General features: G+C 70.1%; 16 protein-coding genes and 1 pseudogene. 9 read left to right on the top strand and 8 right to left on the bottom strand.

All coding sequences use genetic code 11. The features are described 5' to 3' along the window. Positions 1–336: 336 nt before the first annotated feature. The 9 genes and pseudogenes from ElP_RS01900 to ElP_RS01860 all read left to right on the top strand — a co-directional run bounded on the left by ElP_RS01900 (position 337) and on the right by ElP_RS01860 (position 10422). Positions 337–2619: an OPT family oligopeptide transporter gene (locus tag ElP_RS01900; protein ID WP_145266730.1), complete on the top strand. Its 2283-nt coding sequence runs from the start codon at positions 337–339 to the stop codon at positions 2617–2619. After that, positions 2612–3112 carry a hypothetical protein gene (locus tag ElP_RS01895; protein ID WP_145266728.1) on the top strand — a complete coding sequence of 167 codons (501 nt, stop codon included), beginning with the start codon at positions 2612–2614 and terminating at the stop codon, positions 3110–3112. The genes ElP_RS01900 and ElP_RS01895 overlap by 8 nt, the downstream gene beginning before the upstream one ends. Positions 3113–3248: 136 nt before the next feature. Further along, entirely contained in the window at positions 3249–5318 is a 2070-nt protein-coding gene (locus tag ElP_RS01890; RefSeq protein ID WP_145266726.1) for a S46 family peptidase, read from the top strand. A gap of 112 nt (positions 5319–5430) precedes the next feature. Further along, positions 5431–5721, top strand: a complete 291-nt coding sequence (locus ElP_RS40935) for a thioredoxin domain-containing protein (protein ID WP_145266724.1) — start codon at positions 5431–5433, stop codon at positions 5719–5721. Between the two features lie 12 nt (positions 5722–5733). Beyond that, a pseudogene (locus ElP_RS40930) lies at positions 5734–6066 on the top strand (redoxin domain-containing protein); the annotation flags it as partial. Between the two features lie 28 nt (positions 6067–6094). After that, on the top strand, positions 6095–6289 hold the full coding sequence (locus ElP_RS01875; RefSeq protein ID WP_145266720.1) for a peroxiredoxin family protein: 195 nt from the start codon (positions 6095–6097) through the stop codon (positions 6287–6289). A 51-nt stretch (positions 6290–6340) separates the two neighbouring features. Further along, the gene (locus tag ElP_RS01870) at positions 6341–7513 is read left to right on the top strand and encodes a tetratricopeptide repeat protein (protein WP_145266718.1); all 1173 of its coding nucleotides are present in this window, start codon (positions 6341–6343) and stop codon (positions 7511–7513) included. Between the two features lie 49 nt (positions 7514–7562). Next, a complete protein-coding gene (locus ElP_RS01865) occupies positions 7563–8819 on the top strand; it encodes a hypothetical protein (protein ID WP_145266716.1) in 1257 nt (418 codons plus the stop codon). A 259-nt stretch (positions 8820–9078) separates the two neighbouring features. Then, complete coding sequence (locus ElP_RS01860) at positions 9079–10422, top strand: Gfo/Idh/MocA family protein (RefSeq protein WP_197446649.1); 1344 nt, start codon at positions 9079–9081, stop codon at positions 10420–10422. 87 nt (positions 10423–10509) lie between these two features. Here ElP_RS01860 and ElP_RS01855 read toward each other — a convergent pair whose 3' ends face one another. From ElP_RS01855 to ElP_RS01820, 8 genes are all read right to left on the bottom strand, one after another. Beyond that, a complete protein-coding gene (locus ElP_RS01855; protein ID WP_145266714.1) occupies positions 10510–11511 on the bottom strand; it encodes a methyltransferase domain-containing protein in 1002 nt (333 codons plus the stop codon). Between the two features lie 51 nt (positions 11512–11562). Further along, complete coding sequence (locus tag ElP_RS37525) at positions 11563–12309, bottom strand: class I SAM-dependent methyltransferase (protein ID WP_231749772.1); 747 nt, start codon at positions 12307–12309, stop codon at positions 11563–11565. A 2-nt stretch (positions 12310–12311) separates the two neighbouring features. Next, positions 12312–13301, bottom strand: coding sequence for an FkbM family methyltransferase (locus tag ElP_RS01845; protein ID WP_197446647.1), 990 nt, complete (start codon positions 13299–13301; stop codon positions 12312–12314). After that, the gene (locus tag ElP_RS01840; RefSeq protein ID WP_197446646.1) at positions 13292–14506 is read right to left on the bottom strand and encodes a glycosyltransferase family 4 protein; all 1215 of its coding nucleotides are present in this window, start codon (positions 14504–14506) and stop codon (positions 13292–13294) included. Before ElP_RS01840 ends, ElP_RS01845 begins: the two co-directional genes overlap by 10 nt. Before the next feature lie 208 nt (positions 14507–14714). Next, positions 14715–15098 (bottom strand): hypothetical protein, encoded by a 384-nt coding sequence (locus ElP_RS01835; RefSeq protein ID WP_145266708.1) that lies wholly within the window; start codon positions 15096–15098, stop codon positions 14715–14717. 74 nt (positions 15099–15172) lie between these two features. Beyond that, positions 15173–16447 (bottom strand): glycosyltransferase family 4 protein, encoded by a 1275-nt coding sequence (locus ElP_RS01830; protein WP_145266706.1) that lies wholly within the window; start codon positions 16445–16447, stop codon positions 15173–15175. After that, complete coding sequence (locus ElP_RS01825) at positions 16444–17571, bottom strand: glycosyltransferase family 4 protein (RefSeq protein ID WP_145266704.1); 1128 nt, start codon at positions 17569–17571, stop codon at positions 16444–16446. Before ElP_RS01825 ends, ElP_RS01830 begins: the two co-directional genes overlap by 4 nt. A gap of 138 nt (positions 17572–17709) precedes the next feature. Continuing rightward, complete coding sequence (locus ElP_RS01820) at positions 17710–18399, bottom strand: adenylate kinase family protein (RefSeq protein ID WP_145266702.1); 690 nt, start codon at positions 18397–18399, stop codon at positions 17710–17712. Positions 18400–18513 lie beyond the last annotated feature (114 nt).

Here is an 18513-nt window from a genome sequence, read left to right as displayed (position 1 = left end):
CTCCATGGGCGTCGGCGCTCATGATCAGGGTGAGGTGAAGGGAGCCGGGCGCTCAGGCCCCGGGGGTCGACCCGGCCCGCACGACCTCAGATCGTCGTCGAGTCGGGATGACCGTGTGGATAGGTTATCGTACTCGCATCCATCGCCCTTGGGAATCCCCCTTGGGCGTCCGATGCGCCCCGGAGGCCTTCCCGGCCTCGGGAGGTGCCGGATAGACTCGCTCCGGCCCGGAAGGCCCACCCGGCACCTCTCCCCCGCCGGGCCGGACGGCCGCTCGCCCTCCCGACCGGGATGGCGACCCCGTACCTGATCCGATCCGACCCCGGAGCCACCCCCATGGCGGTCCAGCCCCCCCCCGAGTCCTCCCCGATCGGGGCGACCGGCGCCGACGGCGACGGCGACGGCGTCCGGCCGTACGTCCCCGACTCGGCCTCGATGCCCGAGCTGACCTGGTCGGCCGTCCTGCTCGGGGCGGTGCTGGGGATCGTCTTCGGCGCCTCGTCGCTCTACCTGGTGCTCCGGGTCGGCATGACGGTCTCGGCCTCGATCCCGGTGGCCGTGCTCTCGATCACCCTCTTCCGGGCCTTCTCCGGCGCCTTCGGCACCCGCCGGGCGACGATCCTGGAGAACAACGTGGTGCAGACGGCCGGCTCGGCCGGCGAGTCGATCGCCTTCGGCGTCGGGGTGACGATGCCGGCGCTCTTGATCCTCGGCTACGACATGGAACTGGCCCACGTCATGCTCGTGGCCGGGCTGGGAGGGCTGCTCGGCATCCTGATGATGATCCCGCTGCGCCGGGCGTTCATCGTCCGCAAGCACCGGGAGCTGAAGTATCCCGAGGGGACGGCCTGCGCCAAGGTCCTGATCGTGGGGGAGCAGGGGGGAGCCAGCGCCCGGACCGTCTTCGCCGGCTTCGGCCTGGCGGCGGCGTACCAGTTCCTGATGCAGGCGATGAGGCTCTGGGTCGACATCCCGAGTCGGGCGATCGCCGGCTTCAAGGGGGCGGTGGTGGCGGTGGAGGTGTCGCCGGCGCTGCTCGGGGTCGGCTACATCATCGGCCCGAGGATCTCCAGCATCATGGTGGCCGGCGGCGTGCTCTCGGCCCTGGTCCTGACGCCGACGATCGCCTACTTCGGGGCCGACGCCCCGGCGGCGATCGCCCCGGCGGTCGCCCCGATCGGCGAGATGGGCCCGGACGACATCCAGCGCGACTACATCCTCTACATCGGCGCCGGGGCGGTGGCGACGGGGGGCATCATCAGCGTCTTCCAGGTCTTGCCGATGATCCTGGCCTCGGCCGGCTCCGCCTTCCGGGACCTCTCCTCCCGGGGCCGGTCGGCCGGGGGGGACGGCGAGCCGAAGTCCGGGCGGACGAGGACCGAGCGCGACCTGCCCCTGTCGTTCGTCCTGCTCGGCTCGATCGGCCTGGTCGCGGCCATCGCCGGGTCGACCCTGATCCCGACGGACGCCCTCGGCCGGGTCGCCGGGGCGATCCTGGTCGTCCTGTTCGGGTTCCTGTTCGTCACGGTGTCGTCGCGGCTGACGGGGGAGATCGGCTCGTCGTCGAACCCGATCTCGGGGATGACGGTGGCGACCCTGCTGCTGACCTGCCTGGTGTTCGTCCTCCGGGGCTGGGTCGGGCCGGAGTACCAGTTCGCCGCCCTGTCGATCGCGGCGGTCGTCTGCATCGCCGCCTCCAACGGCGGGACGACCTCCCAGGACCTGAAGACGGGGTTCCTCGTCGGCGGCACCCCGAGCAAGCAGCAGTGGGCCATCCTCGTCGGCGCCCTGACCTCGGCGATGGTCATCGGCGGCACCCTGCTGCTGCTCAACGACGCCGGGACGATCTACACCACCAAGGCCGAGTACCAGCGGCCGATCACCGTCGACCCCGAGACCCTGACCGAGACCACCACCCGGGACGGCACCGAGTATCGGGTCTGGCGCCTCCGGGACGGCATCCAGGGGGGCAAGTATCTCGTCCCGATGGATGCGAAGCGGGGCGACTCGACCCGCGTCTACGTCGACCCCGCCATCAACGGCCGGGTGCAGGAGACCGACGACGGCCGTCGGGTCTCCAAGTACAACGCCCCGAAGGCCACGCTGATGGCCACGATCATCGACGGCATCATGGGAAATACGCTGCCCTGGGGCCTGGTGCTGATCGGCGTCTTCATCGCGGTGGTGCTCCAACTGGCCGGGGTTCCGGCCCTGCCGTTCGCGGTGGGCGTGTACCTGCCGCTGGCGGCCTCGGCGCCCATCTTCGTCGGCGGCATGGCCCGGGGCCTGGTCGACCGGCTCCGCGGGGCGTCCCCCGAGGAGTCGGACAGCAGCCCGGCCGTGCTCATGTCCAGCGGCTACATCGCCGGCGGGACGATCACGGCCATCCTGGTGACCATCCTCCTCACCTTCGTCCCGGCCCTGGCCGACCTGCTGGACGTGCCGGGCCGGTTCCCCTCGCCACCCCCCTGGGCCGAAAACCCCTGGATCGGCCTCGGGGCGTTCGGCGTGATGGCGGCCCTGCTGGTGCTCGTCGGCCTGGGAGTGATCCTGAAGGACCGGGAGCCGAAGGCGGTCGAGGAGGGCACGACGGGACACTACGAGGCCCCCGATGAGTGACCTGCCCAACTCGCCCGGGCCGGCCCCGTCCCGACTCGGGTCCGAGTCCCACCGGCGGAAGAAGGTGATGACCGGGGCCCGGATCCCCCTGGCGGCGTCGATGGCCCTGCTCGCCCTGCTGGCGATCGCCCTGGCGGCGTTGAGCCAGCAGACGGAACTCTGGGCGACCGCATTGTTCTCGACCACGGTCGGCCTGCTGCTGGCCTCGGGACCGGGGATCGCTTTGGGGCGGGGCCGAGCGAGGCGTGCCTGGATCGGCTTCGCGACGGTCGGCTGGCCGTACTTCCTGCTGAGCCTGAACGGCTATCTCTACAACTATGAGCGATTCCTCGTCACGTCGCTGGTGCTCGACCTGATCCGGCCCGTCCCGGGGAATCAGCCCCCGAGGAACTTCGAGGCCATCGGCCTCTCCCTCTGCACGCTCCTGCTCGCCGGCGCCGGCGTGGTGTTCGCCCTGGCATCCGACCGGCGAGCGCATCCGGCGAGACGCTGAACCGGGGCAGGGGTTCGGTCCCCGCGCCCTTCGCGCCCCTCCCACCCACTTGAGACAATCGAGCCCGCCCGGGCGGGCTTCGCCCGACCGCCCCGCGATCGACGCGACGCGACACCCCGCAGGAGTGGATCCGACGATGACCCCGATCCGAAGGACGGCCCTGATCGGCCTGCTCACCCTCATGACGACCACACCCAGGCTCCTCGCCGACGAGGGCATGTGGGCCTTCAACAACCTGCCGCTGGAGCGACTCGAGGCGAAGTACGGCTTCGAGCCGACCGAGGAATGGATCGCCCGCCTCCGCTCGTCGGCCGTCCGCTTCAACAACGGCGGATCCGGTTCGTTCGTCTCCCCGGACGGGCTGGTGATGACCAACCACCACGTCGCCGCCGACACGCTCCAGAAGCTCAGCACCGCCGAGGCCGACTACTATCGCGTCGGCTTCCTGGCCGGGTCGCGCGAGGCCGAGCTGCCCGCGCCCGACCTCGAGCTGAACGTCACCGTCGCCATCGCGGACGTGACCGACCGGGTGAATGCCGCCGTCGAGGACGGCATGCCCGACGCCGAAGCCGCCCAGGCCCGACGCTCCGCCATGGCCGCCATCGAGCAGGAGGCGTCGAAGGAGAACGGCCTGCGCAACGACGTGGTCACGCTCTATCAAGGCGGGCAATATCACCTCTACACCTACAAGAAGTACACCGACGTCCGGCTCGTCTTCGCCCCCGAGTTCGAGATCGCTTTCTTCGGCGGCGACGAGGACAACTTCGAGTACCCCCGCTACTGCCTCGACGTCGCCTTCTTCCGCGCCTACGAGGACGGCGAGCCCGCCCGGCCCGAGCACTTCCTCCCCTGGAGCGCGGACGGCTCGGAGGCCGGCGACCTCGTCTTCGTCGCCGGGCATCCCGGGCGCACCAGCCGCCTGAACACGATGGCGCACCTGGAATACTTCCGTGACACCGGATTCCCCTTCCTGCTCGACCTGATCCGAAACCGGGAGTCCTTCCTCAACGAGTACGGCGCACTCGGCGAGGAGCAGGCCCGGCAGGCCAAGGAGGACCTCTTCGGCTACCAGAACAGCCGCAAGGCCCGCCTCGGCGGCCATGAAGGCTTGCAGAACGAGGCATTCATGGCCCGGAAGGCCGAGGCCGAGCGCTCCCTCCGGGCTCAGGCCCCCGAGTACGCCGACGCCTGGGACAGGATCGCCGCCTCCCGGGCCGTCGCGGCCGAGAACCTCGCCGCCTACAACTTCCTGGAGCGCGGCCAGGCCTTCGAGTCCCGCCTCTTCCAGATCGCCCGCACCATCGCCCGCCTCGTCGCCGAACAGAAGACGCCGAATGAGGACCGCCTCCGGGAGTACCGGGAGTCGGCCCTCGCCTCGCTGGACCTGGCGCTCTACTCCGAGGCCCCCATCTACCCGCGATTCGAGGCCGCCAAGCTCGCCAACTCGCTCGACTACTGGCGAGCGACCGTCGGCGCCGACGACCCGGTCGTGCAGCTCGTCCTCAAGGGTCGATCGCCCGAGGAGGTGGCCCGGGAGCTGGTCGAAGGGACCAGGCTCGCCGACGTCTCCGTCCGCAAGCAACTCGTCGAGGGCGGCCCGGAGGCCATCAAAGCGACCGACGACCCGATGATCGCGCTCGCCCTGGCCGTCGACCCCGAGTCCCGGGCCGTCCGCAAGGTCTGGGAGGACCAGGTCGAGGGCGTCGAATCGGCCCAGTACGGCCGGATCGCCGAGGCCCTCTTCCGGGCGCAGGGGGACGCCGTCTATCCCGACGCCACCTTCACGCTCAGGCTCGCCTTCGGCACCGTCAAGGGCTGGGAGGAGGACGGCGAGTCAATCCCGCCGTACACCGTCGTCGAAGGGCTGTTCGAGAAGTCCCGATCGGAGGGGGACGTCGAGCCGTACCACGTCCCCGAGTCCTGGATCGAGGCCAGGGACTCCGGACGACTGGGCCTCGACACGCCCATGAACTTCGTCTCCACGGCCGACATCATCGGCGGCAACTCCGGCAGCCCCGTCGTCGACCGCGACGGCGAGGTGGTCGGCCTGATCTTCGACGGCAACATCCACTCCCTGATCCTCGACTTCGGCTACGACGACTCCCTCGCCCGGGCCGTCTCGGTCGACTCCCGGGTGATCGCCGAGGCGCTGGGCTCGGTCTACCGGGCCGAGGCCCTGCTCCGGGAGTTGACCGGCGGTCGATGATCCCCCGCTTCGAATTGCCGGGCGACTCCTGGCGTCACTGTACCGGTCGGTCTATCCTGAGCGGAGGGAGCCGACGATCCCTCCGCTCGCACCTATCCGAGGGGAGATTCGAATGATCGGACGGATCGTGCCCGCCGGCCTGGCGGGGATCCTGGCGGTGGCCACGGGGGGCGCCTGCGGGCAGCATCGGGATGCGGAGGCATCCCCGGCGGCCGAGTCCCCGGGCCCGATCGAGGCTCCGGTCCCGGCCGGCGTCGAGGGGGAGGAGACCGGCCTGGCGGTCGGCAGCCAGGCCCCGAGGTTCACGCTCTCGGATCAGTCGGGCGAGCGGCGTTCGCTCGACGAGTTCCTCGGCGAGGGGAAGAAGGTCGCCCTGGTCTTCTATCGATCGGCCGACTGGTGACCGTTCTGCCAGAGGCAGCTGGTCCAGCTGCAAGGTGACCTGAAAGAGATCGAAGACGCCGGCATCCAGGTGATCGGCATCAGCTATGACGACGTGGCGATCCTCGAACGGTTCTCCGGCCGTTCGGAGATCACGTTCCCGCTGCTCTCCGACCCCGAGAGCGAGACGATCGTCGCGTACAACGTCCTCAATGAGGAGGGAACGGGGCGGCTGGAGGGGATCCCCCGGCCCGGGACGTTCATCCTCGACGAGGATGGCGTGATCCGCGCCAAGCTCTTCCTCGAAGGCTACCGGGACCGCCACACGACTGACGCCCTGATCGAGGCCGCCGGGGCCTTCGACTGAACCGGATGACCCGAATGGGAGACCGACGATGCGGATCTGGACCCTCGCCATGACGTTCCTCGGGATGGTGCTCGGCACCTCGACGTCGGCCCGGGCCGACGACGTGCGGGTCGGCCGCCGCCACCCCGACTTCACCCTGCCGAGGATCGACGGCCGCTCGCCGGTCTCCCTGTCCGACCTCCGGGGCAAGAAGGTCCTGCTCATCCAGTTCGCCTCGTGGTGAGCGGGCTGCCGCACGCACGTGCCGGTCTGGCACGAACGGACTAAGCAGTGGGTGGAGGACGGCCGCCTGGTGCTGCTGGGCGTGACCCAGGAGCAGCACGCCGACCGCTGCCGGCTGTTCGCGCAGTGGAAGGAGTTCGGCTGGCCGATCCTCCACGATCCGATCAACCTCCTGAAATCCGAGGCCGTGCCGATCGTCCGGGCGGTCGACGAGCATGGGATCGTCCGACTCCAGGGGCCTCGGCCGGAGACCTTCGAGGAGGACTTCCTGGACAACTCCTTCACCGATGACGGCCCCCCTTCGGAGGACGACCATGCCCCCGGCATGCCCGACGCCGATGCGCTGCTCCGATCGGCCGAGGGTTCGGGGGACGCAGACGCCTGGCGATCGGCCGGTGATGCCCTGGCGATCTGGGGCGGTATCGGGCGGGTGGACGAGGCCGTCGAGGCCTATGGGAAGGCGATCGAGATCGACCCGGAGGACAAGTATGCATGGTTCCGCCTGGGGGTCGCGCTCCGGATGCGGCACGAGTCCCCCGGCCGGAGGGACGGCGACTTCCAGGCGGCGGTCGACTCCTGGAGCCGGGCCCTGTCGATCGACCCGAATCAATACGTCTGGCGGAGGCGGATCGAGCAGTACGGGCCCCGGCTCGCCAAGCCGTATCCGTTCTACGACTGGGTCGTGCAGGCCAGGGCGGAGATCTCGGCCCGGGGGGAGACGCCGATCGCGCTCTCGGAGGAGCCCTCGGGCTCGGAGATCGCCGCCCCGGTCCGCGAAGTCATCGTCGAGGGTGCTCCCCCGGTGAATCCGGACCCAGACGGCCGGATCAACCGGGACGCGACCAGACTCATCGAGGCCGAGGTGGTGGTCATCCCCCCCCGGGTCCGTCCCGGCGAGGCCGCCCGCGTCCATGTCTATTTCCGGCCGAGTTCGACTCGATCGGCGTACTGGAACAACGAATCGACCCCGCTGCAATTGTGGACATCGGCGCCCGAGGGATGGACGGTCGACACTCCGCTGATGGAGGCCGAGCCGGGGGTCGGCGCCGAGTCGAGCGAGACCCGCCACCTCGACTTCGAGGTGCGGATCCCCCCCTCAACCTCGGGGACGGCCCGCCTGGACGCCTTCGCCCTCTACAACGTCTGCGAGCAGGCCGGCGGCACCTGCCTGTTCCTCCGCAAGGACCTGACGATCGAGATCCCGATCGGGAGCGAGGGACGCTGAGGTCCGCTCCCGGTCACCCGCGATGGCGCCCGGGTCGAGAGGAAAGTTCATGAGTCGATCGGATCAGCTCTCGCGACGGGCCTGGCTGGGCGGGATGGCCGGCATCCCGCTCCTGGGGGCGGGCACACTCGGAGTCGCCGCCCGGTCGGGCCGGGAGCCGAAGACGGTGGCGGCGGTTGTCACCGTCTACCGGCCGAACAGCCATGCCGATGTCCTCGTCGGCCGGATCCTCGAAGGCTGGCGGCACGAGGGCGGCCCGGGCCCCGACCTCCGCCTCGGCTCCCTCTTCATCGATCAGCCCGAGGCCAGCGACTTCGGCGTCGAGCTGGCCGCCCGCCACGGGGTGCCGGTCGTAGGGACGATCGAGGAGGCGATTACCCTCGGGACAGGATCCGTCGCGATCGACGGCGTCCTCTGCGTCGGCGAGCACGGCGACTATCCCCTAAACACGAAGGGCCAGCGCCTCTACCCGCGTCGCCGATTCTTCGAGGAGGTCGCCGATGCGTTCCGGGCCCACGGCCGGGTCGTCCCCGTCTTCAACGACAAGCACCTCGGCCCCGCCTGGGATGATGCGCTCTTCATGTACGAGACCGCCAGGGATCGGGGCATCCCGCTGATGGCCGGCTCGTCGCTGCCCGTCACCTACCGGAAGCCCGACGTATCGGTGCCGATGGGCAGCGACCTGAAGGGGGCGCTGGCGATCGGCTACGGGCCGCTCGAGGACTACGGCTACCACGCGATCGAGGCGCTCCAGGCCTTCGTGGAACGCCGTCGGGGGGGCGAGGTCGGCGTCCGATGGGTCGAGTGCCTGGAGGGTGAGGCCCTCTGGGAGGCCATCGACGGTCACGAGGTGCCGGCCGACCTGATCGAGGCGGCACTCCGGGTCACCCCCTCGCGACCGGGGGCCGATTGGCGGGAGAGCGGCCGCCGAGAGTCCGCGCTCATCCGGTTCGAATACGAGGACGGGTTCCGGGCCGGGGTCCTCATGCTCCCGGGCTTCGCCACCGGGTTCAGCGTCGCCTTCAAGGCCGCCGGAGACTCGTCACCCACCGCCTGCGAGATCGAGCTTCGCGACGAGCCCCATTACCCCCACTTCGCCTTCCTGCTGCGGGCGATCGAGCGCATGATCCACTCGGGGGCGCCCACCTATCCGGTCGAACGCACGCTCCTGACCTCCGGCATCCTCGACCGCATGCTCACGTCCCGGTCCCGGGGGGGACGCCGCGTCGAGACGCCCGAACTGGCGATCGCCTATTCGCCGGTCGAATACCCGCACGCCCCGGATCCGCCGATCCTGGTGGGCTGAGCCGCCGCGATTCGGTCGGCCGAGCCGCAGCAAGTCGGCCGGATCGACTCACCGTTCGGGTCGGCCGATCGCACGACGCGAAGGGCCCCGCGCTGATCCGGGTCGCCCGGATGGTGGCGGCCAGGGACTCCAGGGGTGCCCCGCAAGCCGTCAGGGGGAGCGACCGGACCGGGCTCGATGCTTGACCCGTCGGGAGTCCAACGTTCTGATGAAGGCATCGCGCAATTCCACCCTCTCCACGAACCGACCGGAGTCCCGAATGATGCGTCCGTACCAACGCCGAGACTTCCTCAGGGCCTCCGCCGCCAGCATGGCCGCGCTGAGCGCCTCCCCCGCCGCCCGGGCCGCCGCCGAGCCCCGGCCGTCGAGGAAAGTGACCAGCGCCAACGACTCGCTGAACGTCGCGGTGGTCGGCGTCCGGGGGCGGGGCATGGACCACGTCCGGGGCTTCCTCGGCCAGAAGGACCAGGGGGTCCGGATCACCGCCGTCTGCGACGTGGACGAGAACGTCGTCGGCAACGCGATGAAGGCGATCGAGTCGGCCGACGGCTCGGCACCCCGGCTCGTCCGGGACGTCCGAGAGTTGCTCGACGACCCGGAGATCAACATCATCTCCGTCGCCACGCCGAACCACTGGCACAGCCTGATGGGCATCTGGGCCTGCCAGGCCGGCAAGGATGCCTACGTGGAGAAGCCGGTCAGTCACAATGTGTGGGAGGGCCGGCAGCTCGTCGAGGCCGCCCGCAAGTACGACCGGATCGTCCAGTGCGGGACCCAGTGCCGCAGCCACAAGGGCATCCAGGACGCGATGGAGTTCCTCCGCTCCGGGAAGCTCGGGACGGTCTACATGGCCAAGGGGCTCTGCTACAAGCCCCGGGGGTCGATCGGCCAGGGCAAGCTCCAGCCCGTGCCGGAGGGGCTCGACTACGACCTCTGGACCGGCCCGGCCGAGTTCCACAAGCCGGGTGACGCCTCGGTCTACAACCCGAACATCCTGCACTACAACTGGCACTGGGTCTGGAACACCGGCAACGGCGACCTCGGCAACCAGGGCATCCACCAGATGGACCTGGCCCGCTGGGGCATCGGCAAGGACGAGTTCCCGAAGGCCGTCCAGTCGGCCGGCGGCCGATACGGCTACGAGGACGACGGCGAGACGGCCAACACCCAGACCGTGAACTTCGAATATGACGACGTCTTGCTCCAATTCGAGGTCCGCGGCCTCCCCTCGAACGACGAGATGGGCATCAAGATCGGCGACATCTTCTTCGGCACCGAAGGCATCCTGACCATCACCAGCTACACCGATTGGCAGACCTACTTCGGCCACAAGATGGAGCCGGGCCCGAAGGGATCCGGCGGCGGCGACCACTACGCCAACTTCATCGAAGCCGTGCGCACCCGGGACCGCTCGACCCTCAACGCCGAGATCGAGCAGGGCCACCTCTCCAGCGCCTTCTGCCACCTCGGCAACATCGCCCTCCGACTGGGCCGCAAGCTGCACATCGACCCGGCCACCGAGTCGTTCGTCGACGACTCCGAGGCCAATGCGATGCTCAGGCGCGACTACCGCGCCCCCTACGTCGTGCCGGATCAGGTCTGATCGGCCTGCGGTCCCATCGGTCGACCCACCTCGGCCCGGGCCCGTCCCCGCTCGACCCGAGTGGGGGCGCGCCGGGCCGGGCCGCATTCACGCCGCCCGGACCACGCGCTTCAGCAAGGCTTTAAGCCCCGGATGCCGCGTCCCCATCCGGTGAAGCCGTCGGGCGACCCCGAGTGCCGACGGGCCGATCCCCTCGACCCGGTCCAGTTGGCCGATCGCCTCGTCGCGTTCCGCCGCGACGGCGTGCAACGCGGACAGGACGCGGGAGACCTGCCCTTCGAGGACCTCGATCGAGGCCCGGGAGGCGTCCCACTGCCGCTCCGCCTCCTCGAGCCTCGCACGCAACTGCCAGATCAAGGCCCTGGCGTCGTCGTTCGCCCGGGTCAGTTCGAAGACGCGAGCGTCGGATCCGGGAGATGCCCCATCGGCCCGCGGGAGATCCTCCGGGAGGGCGAATCCGGAGACGAATCGCTCGACCAGCTCGCGGTGCAGCCAGCCCTCCCGGCTGACGAAGTCTCCCTCCCAGAACAGCCAGCTCACCTGGGTCTCGGGGGGCAAGGCTGCCCCCACGACCGGAGGAAGGCTGAGTTGGGGGTCACCGTGCAGGCTATGCAGCTTCGGGTGGAAGGTGATCGTCGGGCCGTCGACCTCGACCACCCAGAAATGGTGCGACAGGCCGACCGGCACGCCCGCCTCACGTCCCCGGGTCAGCTCGAAGGCCATCGACGGGGTCTCGATGTAGCCGGCCCGGGCGACCCGACGCATCTCGGAGCAGACCCAGAGCGGATCTCGGATGTCTTCGAGCGTGTGCGAACAGGTGCAGAAGTCGAAGAACTTGTCCGGGAAGGGCCAGGGTTCGCGGTCGCAGAGATCCCGAGCGACCCACGTCTCCGCCGAGAAGGATTCGACCTCGCCCCCTTGCGCGGGCAGGCCGAGCTTCTCGGCGTAGCGGGTCCCCCGGGTCTCGAACGGGAACTTGTCGATGACGTAATCGGCCCGATTGAAGCACCGCGCCCATCCCCCGACGTCGAGCACCCGGTGGCCCGCCGCGATGCGGGACAGGACGGCCGGGACATTGGCTTCCAGCATGGCAGGGGTCCGGGAATGGGCTGGGGCCGGGACAGATCGGCGGTGGCCGCGTCACGCCGCCGCAGCGGCTTTGGGCTTCTTCGCCAGCACGATCTGGCTCTTGGGGATCAGCTCGTCGAGCCGATTGATCACCCCGGCGGCCTTCGGGGACGACCGGATCGACTCCCAGATCAGGTCCCAGGCCGCGATCTCGGGCGGCGGCGTCGAGTGCGTCGGATGCCCCGGGAAGTACGGCGAGCCGACCAGCTCCCGGAGCGTCCAGAACATCGACCAGTAGGCGCCGGTGAATCCTCGGCGTTCCAGCTCCAGGCCGGCGACGCCGAGCATCCGGTCGAGTTGTTCCCTGACGAAGACATGCTGATGCAACGGCTTTTCCCAGTATTGCTGCGGCGCGACCTCCTTGAGCAGGGCCTCGGAGCCGGGGTCGGGGACGGTGATGAGGTAGCGGGCCCCGGGCCTGCCGAGCCGTTCCAGGTCGGCGAGGAATCGATCGGGCGCGTCGAGGTGTTCCATCACCTCCTTGGCGATGATCACCGACGCGACGCCATCGGGCAGGGGGATCGGCCCGGCGTCGCAATCGTGCAGGACCGGGCGGAAGGACCGGGCCGGGACATCCTTCATCTGCTCGCCGAGCGACTCCAGTTCGCCGGGGTCGATGTTGACCGCGATCACGTCGGCGCCCACGGAGCCCGCCAGGCGGCTGTCGCCCCCCGTGCCGGATCCGATGTCGAGGACCACGTCGTCTCCCGTGATCTCGAGACCGAACAGCTCGATCCGTCTCGCCTGGGCCTCGGCCATGTTCACGTTCCTTTTCCGGTGGGGATGCGATGCCCGCCGTCGACCTCGGCCGCCCCGACGAGGACGGGCCTCATCAGCCTGGCGAGGCCACGATGACGCGCCGAGATTCGTCGGAGCCGTCGGGCGACCCCGAGGGCCGTCGGGCCGAGGTCGTCGAACCGGGCGAGGCGGAGTCGAAGCGCGTGACACTCCCGGCGTGACTCGTCCAGTTCCCGGGACAGCCGCCCCGCCTCCTGTCGACTCTCGTAGAGCAGGCCGTGCACCTCGTCGAGCTGGGTGCGGGTCGCGTCCCGATCGAGGCGAAGCGTCACTTCCCGGTCGAGATGCTCGTAGTAGAGGAAATCGTCGGTGACGTTGGCGGGAGACGCGAGCCGAGGGATCAGGTCGCGGTCCTCGTCCCTGATGTAATAATGATTGATCCCGTCGAACTTCGCGTGATGATATCGGCCCGCCAGCAGCGTCGCCTCCCAGGGACGATGGGCCCCCTCGATGACGACCGCCCTCGGCCTCCATCGGCCCCAGTCGGCTCCCCGGACGACCTCGGCCTCATGACCCTCCGCGTCGATCTTGAGGAAGTCGATCGTCCTCGTCCCGCCGACATGGCGTTCGCAGAGGCTCGCCAGGGTGGCGACGGGGATTTCCGAGGCGATCACCTGGCCGGGATCGGCATGAAAGGCCTCGACCAGCAGCTGCTTCGATGCGGACCAGCTGAAGACGCCGGGGGCCTGGTAGAACGTCAGGTCCCCGTCGCGGTCGGAGACGGCGAGGTTCAGGTTCACGTCGCGCGGCCGATTCGCGCAGAGGGCCCGGTGCATCTGCGGGATCGGCTCGATGTTGACCCCCCGCCAGCCCCGGTCGTAGAAGTGCTTGGTGACCGAGTGGTGGATCGGGTCGCTGGCGCCGACGTCGATGTAGAACCCATCGCTCCCCTCGGGGAAGAGCCTCCGGAGCAGGACGTCTTCCGCGTTCTGGGCATACGAGATCATCGGCATGGCCGGCCCCCCGCATCCGCCCGGTCGAGGCCCGGTGGGCCGCCCCGGGGACCGAGCGCGGTCGACGCATTCCGCCTGGCCCATGCGGCCGAGAGCGCCCGCCACTTGCGATCGGCGAGCCGGCCCCAGTCGAACTCGGCGCACAGCCTCCGCCGGTCGGCGCACGCCGAGGCGACCGCCGATCGCCAGTCGCCCAGCAGGAGGTCCGCCACCTCGAAGGTCCCCTCCGGGTCGTCGAGCGGGCAGAAATGGACGCCGGGGAACCCGTCGAACAGGCTCTCCGTCGTGTCCAACCGCCCGAGCAGGACCGGCGTACCGCATGCGAGCGACTCGAGGATCGGCAGGCCGAACGCCTCGACGTCCGAGAGCAGAACGAGCGATCGGCTCGACGCGTACGCCCGTCGCAACTCGGGCTCGCTCACGTAACCGCGCAAATCCACCGCGGTGCGGATGGCCTCGGGGATGAGGTCGGCCGACTCGGCGCTGCGGTTGCCGATGACGACCAGTCGGTACTCCGGCCGCCGTTCCAGGACCCGGGAGAAGACGTCGATCACCCGGTCGAACCGCTTGCGGATCTCGGCCAGGTCGCCCACGAAGAGTAATTGCGGGGGCCGATCGAGGGGGCCGGCGTCGAAGGATTCGAAATCGCAGCCGAGCGGCAACGTCTCGCCGTTCAGGCGGTGCGGCGAGAGCCGCTGGAGCGACCGGCGTTCGGCCTCGGAGTCCGCCAGGACGACGTCGGCGCGCTCGATCACGCGTCGGTGGACCTCGGCCACGTTGGCCCGCTGCTCGGGAGACATCGGCACGGTCCAGAGCGGCTGGTCGTGCGGCGTGTAGCAGAGGGCGGTGCGATCGTCGATGTGCCGCAGCACCGCCCGACCCGTCGCGGCGTTGGCGAACCCGACCAGCTCGATCGCGTCCCAGGGGGACTCCTCGATGATCTCGGGCAGTCGGGTATTCGAGGGTTCGACGCAATCCGGCTCGAACCGATGCGGCCCGACGAGCATCGACGCCCCCATCGGCTCGGCGAGTTCCCAGACCCGGCGGAGCGACCTCGGGTCGCGGTCATCCAGGGCGAAGGTGAACTCCACCCGACGACCCAGCCGGCGGGACAGTTCGACGATCGCCCGGCCGATACCGGAATACATCTGGTTCGTCGTCGGGATCGCGACGAGCACCCTCATGCGATCGGTGCGTTCCCCCATGCGATCGGTGCGTTCCCCGCGAGTCGCGCCGACGCCCGACCGGTCGTGCGGATCCGGGAGTCGACCCGAAGGGAATCGGGGCCGCGCGGCGCGGCGGGACGGGCTCGTCTCGATGGTCATGTCCGATCCGCAGTCTTCCATGGGGTCCGGGAGGTCGTCGAGGCCCGGTCCGGAGGGGACGCACCGACGGGCCCAGGCCGCGACTCGATCACCCGATCCGGGCCGCATCGCGAGCGGCAGGGTTGGGAGCGGGGATTCCCTCACCTGTTCCGGGGTCGATCCGATGGTCGGGGCCAATCCGGATCGGGTACTCCGGTCGTCGATCGGCGAGGGCGTCCTCGATCGCGGCGAGGCGGCGCGCCATCGCGACGTAGTCCCACCCGAGGGCCTCGGTCGCCGACTGGCGGGAAGCGAGCGACTGCAGCTGGGCGGAAAGCCGGTCGATCTGCCCCTGGAGGTCGCGGTAGATCGCCTCCTGGTGGAAGAACATCGGCCGGAGGATCCGCCGGAGTACGCGACGGGCGAGGCCGAGCACCCGCCTCGGCCCCGTCGCGTCGTCGATGCCGGCGTTGTAGAAGGCGAAGTCGTGCACGGTGGGTCGGTCCTCCCGGGCCGATGCCGGATGACAGGATACGGAGCAACCGCCTCTTCGGGCGAAGGGCCGGATCAAGCGGCCTCCGCGATGATCGATTGGGCCAGCCCCTCGGCGAGGCGGGCGAGGCGGACGACCTCGTCCGGGGACCCGGAGGCCGAGGGCGAAGCCGAGGAGGCGGCGTCGGCCAGCAGGGCCTCGATCCGGGGAGCGAGGGCGTCGACGTGGAAATCGCGCCAGGTGGCGGAGCGGGCTCGCCCGGCGATCGGCCCGGGATCGATGCGCCATTCCAGCAGGTCGAGGAAGGCCCGGGCGAGGTCCTGGGCGGTCGGCTCGACCTTCAGGCAGTGGACGCCGTGCACCAGCCACTCGGCCAGGCCGCAGCTCCTCGAGATGATCGGCAGGCAGCCGCCATGCGCCGCGGCCTCGATCGGGCCGATCCCGAAGGGCTCGCGCTCCCAGGTGGGGAACGCGAACGCCTCGTAATCGCCGTAGCGGCCGATCAACGAGGCGTGGTCGAGGGGGCCGAGGAACCGGACCCGGTCCTCCACACCGTGCTGTTGCAGCAGGGCGGGATAATGGTTCGGATCCACGTCGGAGACGGCCCCGTAGAAGTCGATCTCCACCGACCACCGCGACCGGCGGACCAGCCCTGCCGCTTCGATCAGAACGTCGACCCCCTTGTACGGCGTCAGCCGTCCCGCCGAGACGACCCGAAGCGGTCCGTTGCGGACCGATCGCCGGGGAACCGGTCCCGGCCGGCCGTCGATCCAGTACGGGAGCAGCTCGACCCGGCCCCGCAACGGGACCCCGAGCCCCTCGATCTCCGCGACGAGGCGGGAGCTGACGGCGATGAAGGTCCCTCGGATCTCGGCGCCGAACCGCTCCGCCAGCGCCGGCATCACCTCCCCCCAGAGCGAGCAGCAGTAGGAGGGCACCGAGTCGCCGAGTTGCCACACCCAGGGCACGCCCAGGTGCCCGAGCGCCGCCATCAGGCCGAGGCCGCCCAGGCCGGTCAGGTTGTGGACATAGGCCACGTCGGGCCGGAACGCGTCGACCGCCTCGGCCAGCGCCCGGACGTTGAAGGAGCTGATCAGGCGAGACTCCGCGTCCATCAGCCGCTGGACGACCGCCGGGCGGCGTGCCATCGCGTCGAGGTTCCAGATGTCGGCGATCGAGAACGCGCGGCGGACGTGAGGCTCGGGCGGGCAATATCCCCGGGCGGCGGCGGTGACCACGAGCACCTCGTGCCCCCGACGCCTGAGGGCCTCGACGGCCTGGGCGCAGGCGAGTTCGAAGCCCCCGAGCACCTCGGGCGGATAGAAATTGCTCAGGACGAGGATCTTCATGATGCGATCGTCCCCCGGCTCAGCGTCGATGCGGAGAGCAGCTCGTCGTAGAGACCGGCCAGCTTCGCGCCGGCAACCTTCAGGTCGAAGGCCCTGAGGACCTGGCGTCGGGCCTCCCGGCCGATCCGCTCAACCGTCTCCGGCTCGTTCGCCAGCCGGAGGAGCAGGGCGGTGAGCTCGTCGGGGGTGTCGAACAGATATCCGCTCTGGTATGGCTGGATGAATTCGGGCATCGCGGCCACCCGGGAGGCGATGGGCACCGTCTCGCAGCTCATGGCCTCCAGGAGGGTCAGGCCCATCAGCTCGGGTGCCCGGTAGCGCCGGCCGTAGCAGTCGACGTGGACGGAGGGGAGCACGTTGCACCAGGCCCGGGCGTAGAGGTCTCGGACGTCGTCGTCGTCGGCGTCGGTGACGAACGTCACGTCCTTCCCGGTGGCGAGGTCGCGGAGCAGGGCGAAGTAGGCGGGGTCGTAGGGCCGGCCGCAGACGGTCAGGGGCAGCCCCTGGGGGAGGGCACGGATCAGGCGATCGATGCCCTTGTGCGCGAGCAACCGACCGACGTAGAGCACCCGGTCGCGCCTCGGCCTCGGCTCGGGCGGCGCGAATCGTTCGGCGTCGACGCCCCCCCGGATGACGACCACCGGCGTGGGCGTGCGGAAGAGCGACTCGCCGAAGGAGGAGTAGGCGACGATCCGATCGGCCAGCTCCAGGCTGCCGAGCGAGGCGCCGAGCCAGCTGGAGTGGCCGCCGTGGTCGGAGGCGCAGACGACCTTGCGCTGCTGCCGGGCGGCGAGCAGGCCGAACTCCCCGGACCGGCTGAAGGCCATGTGCACGTGGACGAGGTCGGCGTCGGCGATCGCCGAGGGCAGCTCCCAGGAGACGGCGTCGAGCGGGTCGCTCGGCCTCCTGGCCACGGGGAGCACGCGGAGCGAGACGCCGGGGCGTAGCACACGCCGGGCCGGGGAGACGCCGTAGGAGATCAACTCGACCTCGTACCGGCCCCCCGTGGCCTCGACCAGGCCCGTGGCCATGTTTGTCGCGTACCGCTCCCCTCCGCCGATGCAGGAGGCCTCGTCGAAATAGAGCGGGGTCAGGAAGGCGACCTTCCGTGTCGCGTCGGCCATCGCGTCCGGTCCCTCGGCGCGGCGGATCGAGTCGGTTGGGATGGTCCGCCGACGCCGGATCGGTCCGGCGGACGACAGGGTTTTAACCCGGCCCGACGGGGCGGTCAAGGCGGATCGGTGCGGGCCGGCCGCTCGACGTCATTCCGAGGAGGCCAGCCGATGCGCCTCGGCCTCGGCGGCCTGCTGGGCGGCCAGGGCCACGTCGGGCGGGTTGGAGAGGCAGTCGCGGTCGGTCTCCATCTTGCTAAGGCGGTTCACGATGTCGGCGTGCACCTTCAGCGGGGTCTGCGAGGCGTTGACCTCGAAGATGATCGACGGGTCGTAGAACTCCAGAGTCTGGACCGTCTCCTGCTCGTAGACCTGGAGCCGGCGCCGGACGACCTCATCGTTGATGTCGTCGAGCCGGTTCTCGCGGAGGGCCCGGGCGGCCAGGCGATCCCGGGCCTGTTCCATGTCGCTGATGCGGAGGTGGAAGATCTGGATCACGTCCAGCATGTCGTCGAGCATCGCGGCCTGGGTGTGGTTGCGGGGCAGACCGTCGAGCACCAGGGTGGTGCAGCCGGGGTAGATCTCCTCCTGGAGGGTGAGGATCTGGACGTATCGCTCCCAGATGCGGATGGTCAGGTCATCGGGGACCAGCAGCCCCCTCGAGGTGAAGGCGACCACCTCCCGGCCGAGTTCGCCGTGCTTGGGGAGCTTGCGGAACAGGTCGCCGCTGGAGATGTGGATCACGCCGGGGAGATGGCCGAGCACAGCGCCTTGCGTCCCCTTGCCGCTGCCGGGCATGCCGAAGAGGAGGATCGTCCGGAACTTGTGCATCGCGGCCATCGAGAGACCTCGCTCGTCGCGAGACGCGGGGGGATCGGCGAGGGACGGGGAGCCGGGTACGATACCGGGCGACCATGCGGAGGTGGGACGACACCGGCCCCCTCCCGACTCGCC

It is taken from the genome of Tautonia plasticadhaerens (genome assembly GCF_007752535.1).
In the GTDB taxonomy this organism is placed as follows: Bacteria; Planctomycetota; Planctomycetia; order Isosphaerales; family Isosphaeraceae; genus Tautonia; species Tautonia plasticadhaerens.
This window is presented reverse-complemented; position numbering and strand designations above follow the sequence as displayed.

Coding starts and splice junctions, on each gene's coding strand:
- ElP_RS01855 (WP_145266714.1), bottom strand. CDS start 11,511: ATGCTGGAAGCCAATGTCCCGGCCGTCCTGTCCCGCATCGCGGCGGGC.
- ElP_RS37525 (WP_231749772.1), bottom strand. CDS start 12,309: ATGGCCGAGGCCCAGGCGAGACGGATCGAGCTGTTCGGTCTCGAGATC.
- ElP_RS01895 (WP_145266728.1), top strand. CDS start 2,612: ATGAGTGACCTGCCCAACTCGCCCGGGCCGGCCCCGTCCCGACTCGGG.
- ElP_RS01865 (WP_145266716.1), top strand. CDS start 7,563: ATGAGTCGATCGGATCAGCTCTCGCGACGGGCCTGGCTGGGCGGGATG.
- ElP_RS40935 (WP_145266724.1), top strand. CDS start 5,431: ATGATCGGACGGATCGTGCCCGCCGGCCTGGCGGGGATCCTGGCGGTG.
- ElP_RS01860 (WP_197446649.1), top strand. CDS start 9,079: ATGATGCGTCCGTACCAACGCCGAGACTTCCTCAGGGCCTCCGCCGCC.
- ElP_RS01825 (WP_145266704.1), bottom strand. CDS start 17,571: ATGGCCGACGCGACACGGAAGGTCGCCTTCCTGACCCCGCTCTATTTC.
- ElP_RS01845 (WP_197446647.1), bottom strand. CDS start 13,301: ATGCCGATGATCTCGTATGCCCAGAACGCGGAAGACGTCCTGCTCCGG.
- ElP_RS01890 (WP_145266726.1), top strand. CDS start 3,249: ATGACCCCGATCCGAAGGACGGCCCTGATCGGCCTGCTCACCCTCATG.
- ElP_RS01840 (WP_197446646.1), bottom strand. CDS start 14,506: ATGGGGGAACGCACCGATCGCATGAGGGTGCTCGTCGCGATCCCGACG.
- ElP_RS01875 (WP_145266720.1), top strand. CDS start 6,095: ATGCGGATCTGGACCCTCGCCATGACGTTCCTCGGGATGGTGCTCGGC.
- ElP_RS01820 (WP_145266702.1), bottom strand. CDS start 18,399: ATGGCCGCGATGCACAAGTTCCGGACGATCCTCCTCTTCGGCATGCCC.
- ElP_RS01830 (WP_145266706.1), bottom strand. CDS start 16,447: ATGAAGATCCTCGTCCTGAGCAATTTCTATCCGCCCGAGGTGCTCGGG.
- ElP_RS01900 (WP_145266730.1), top strand. CDS start 337: ATGGCGGTCCAGCCCCCCCCCGAGTCCTCCCCGATCGGGGCGACCGGC.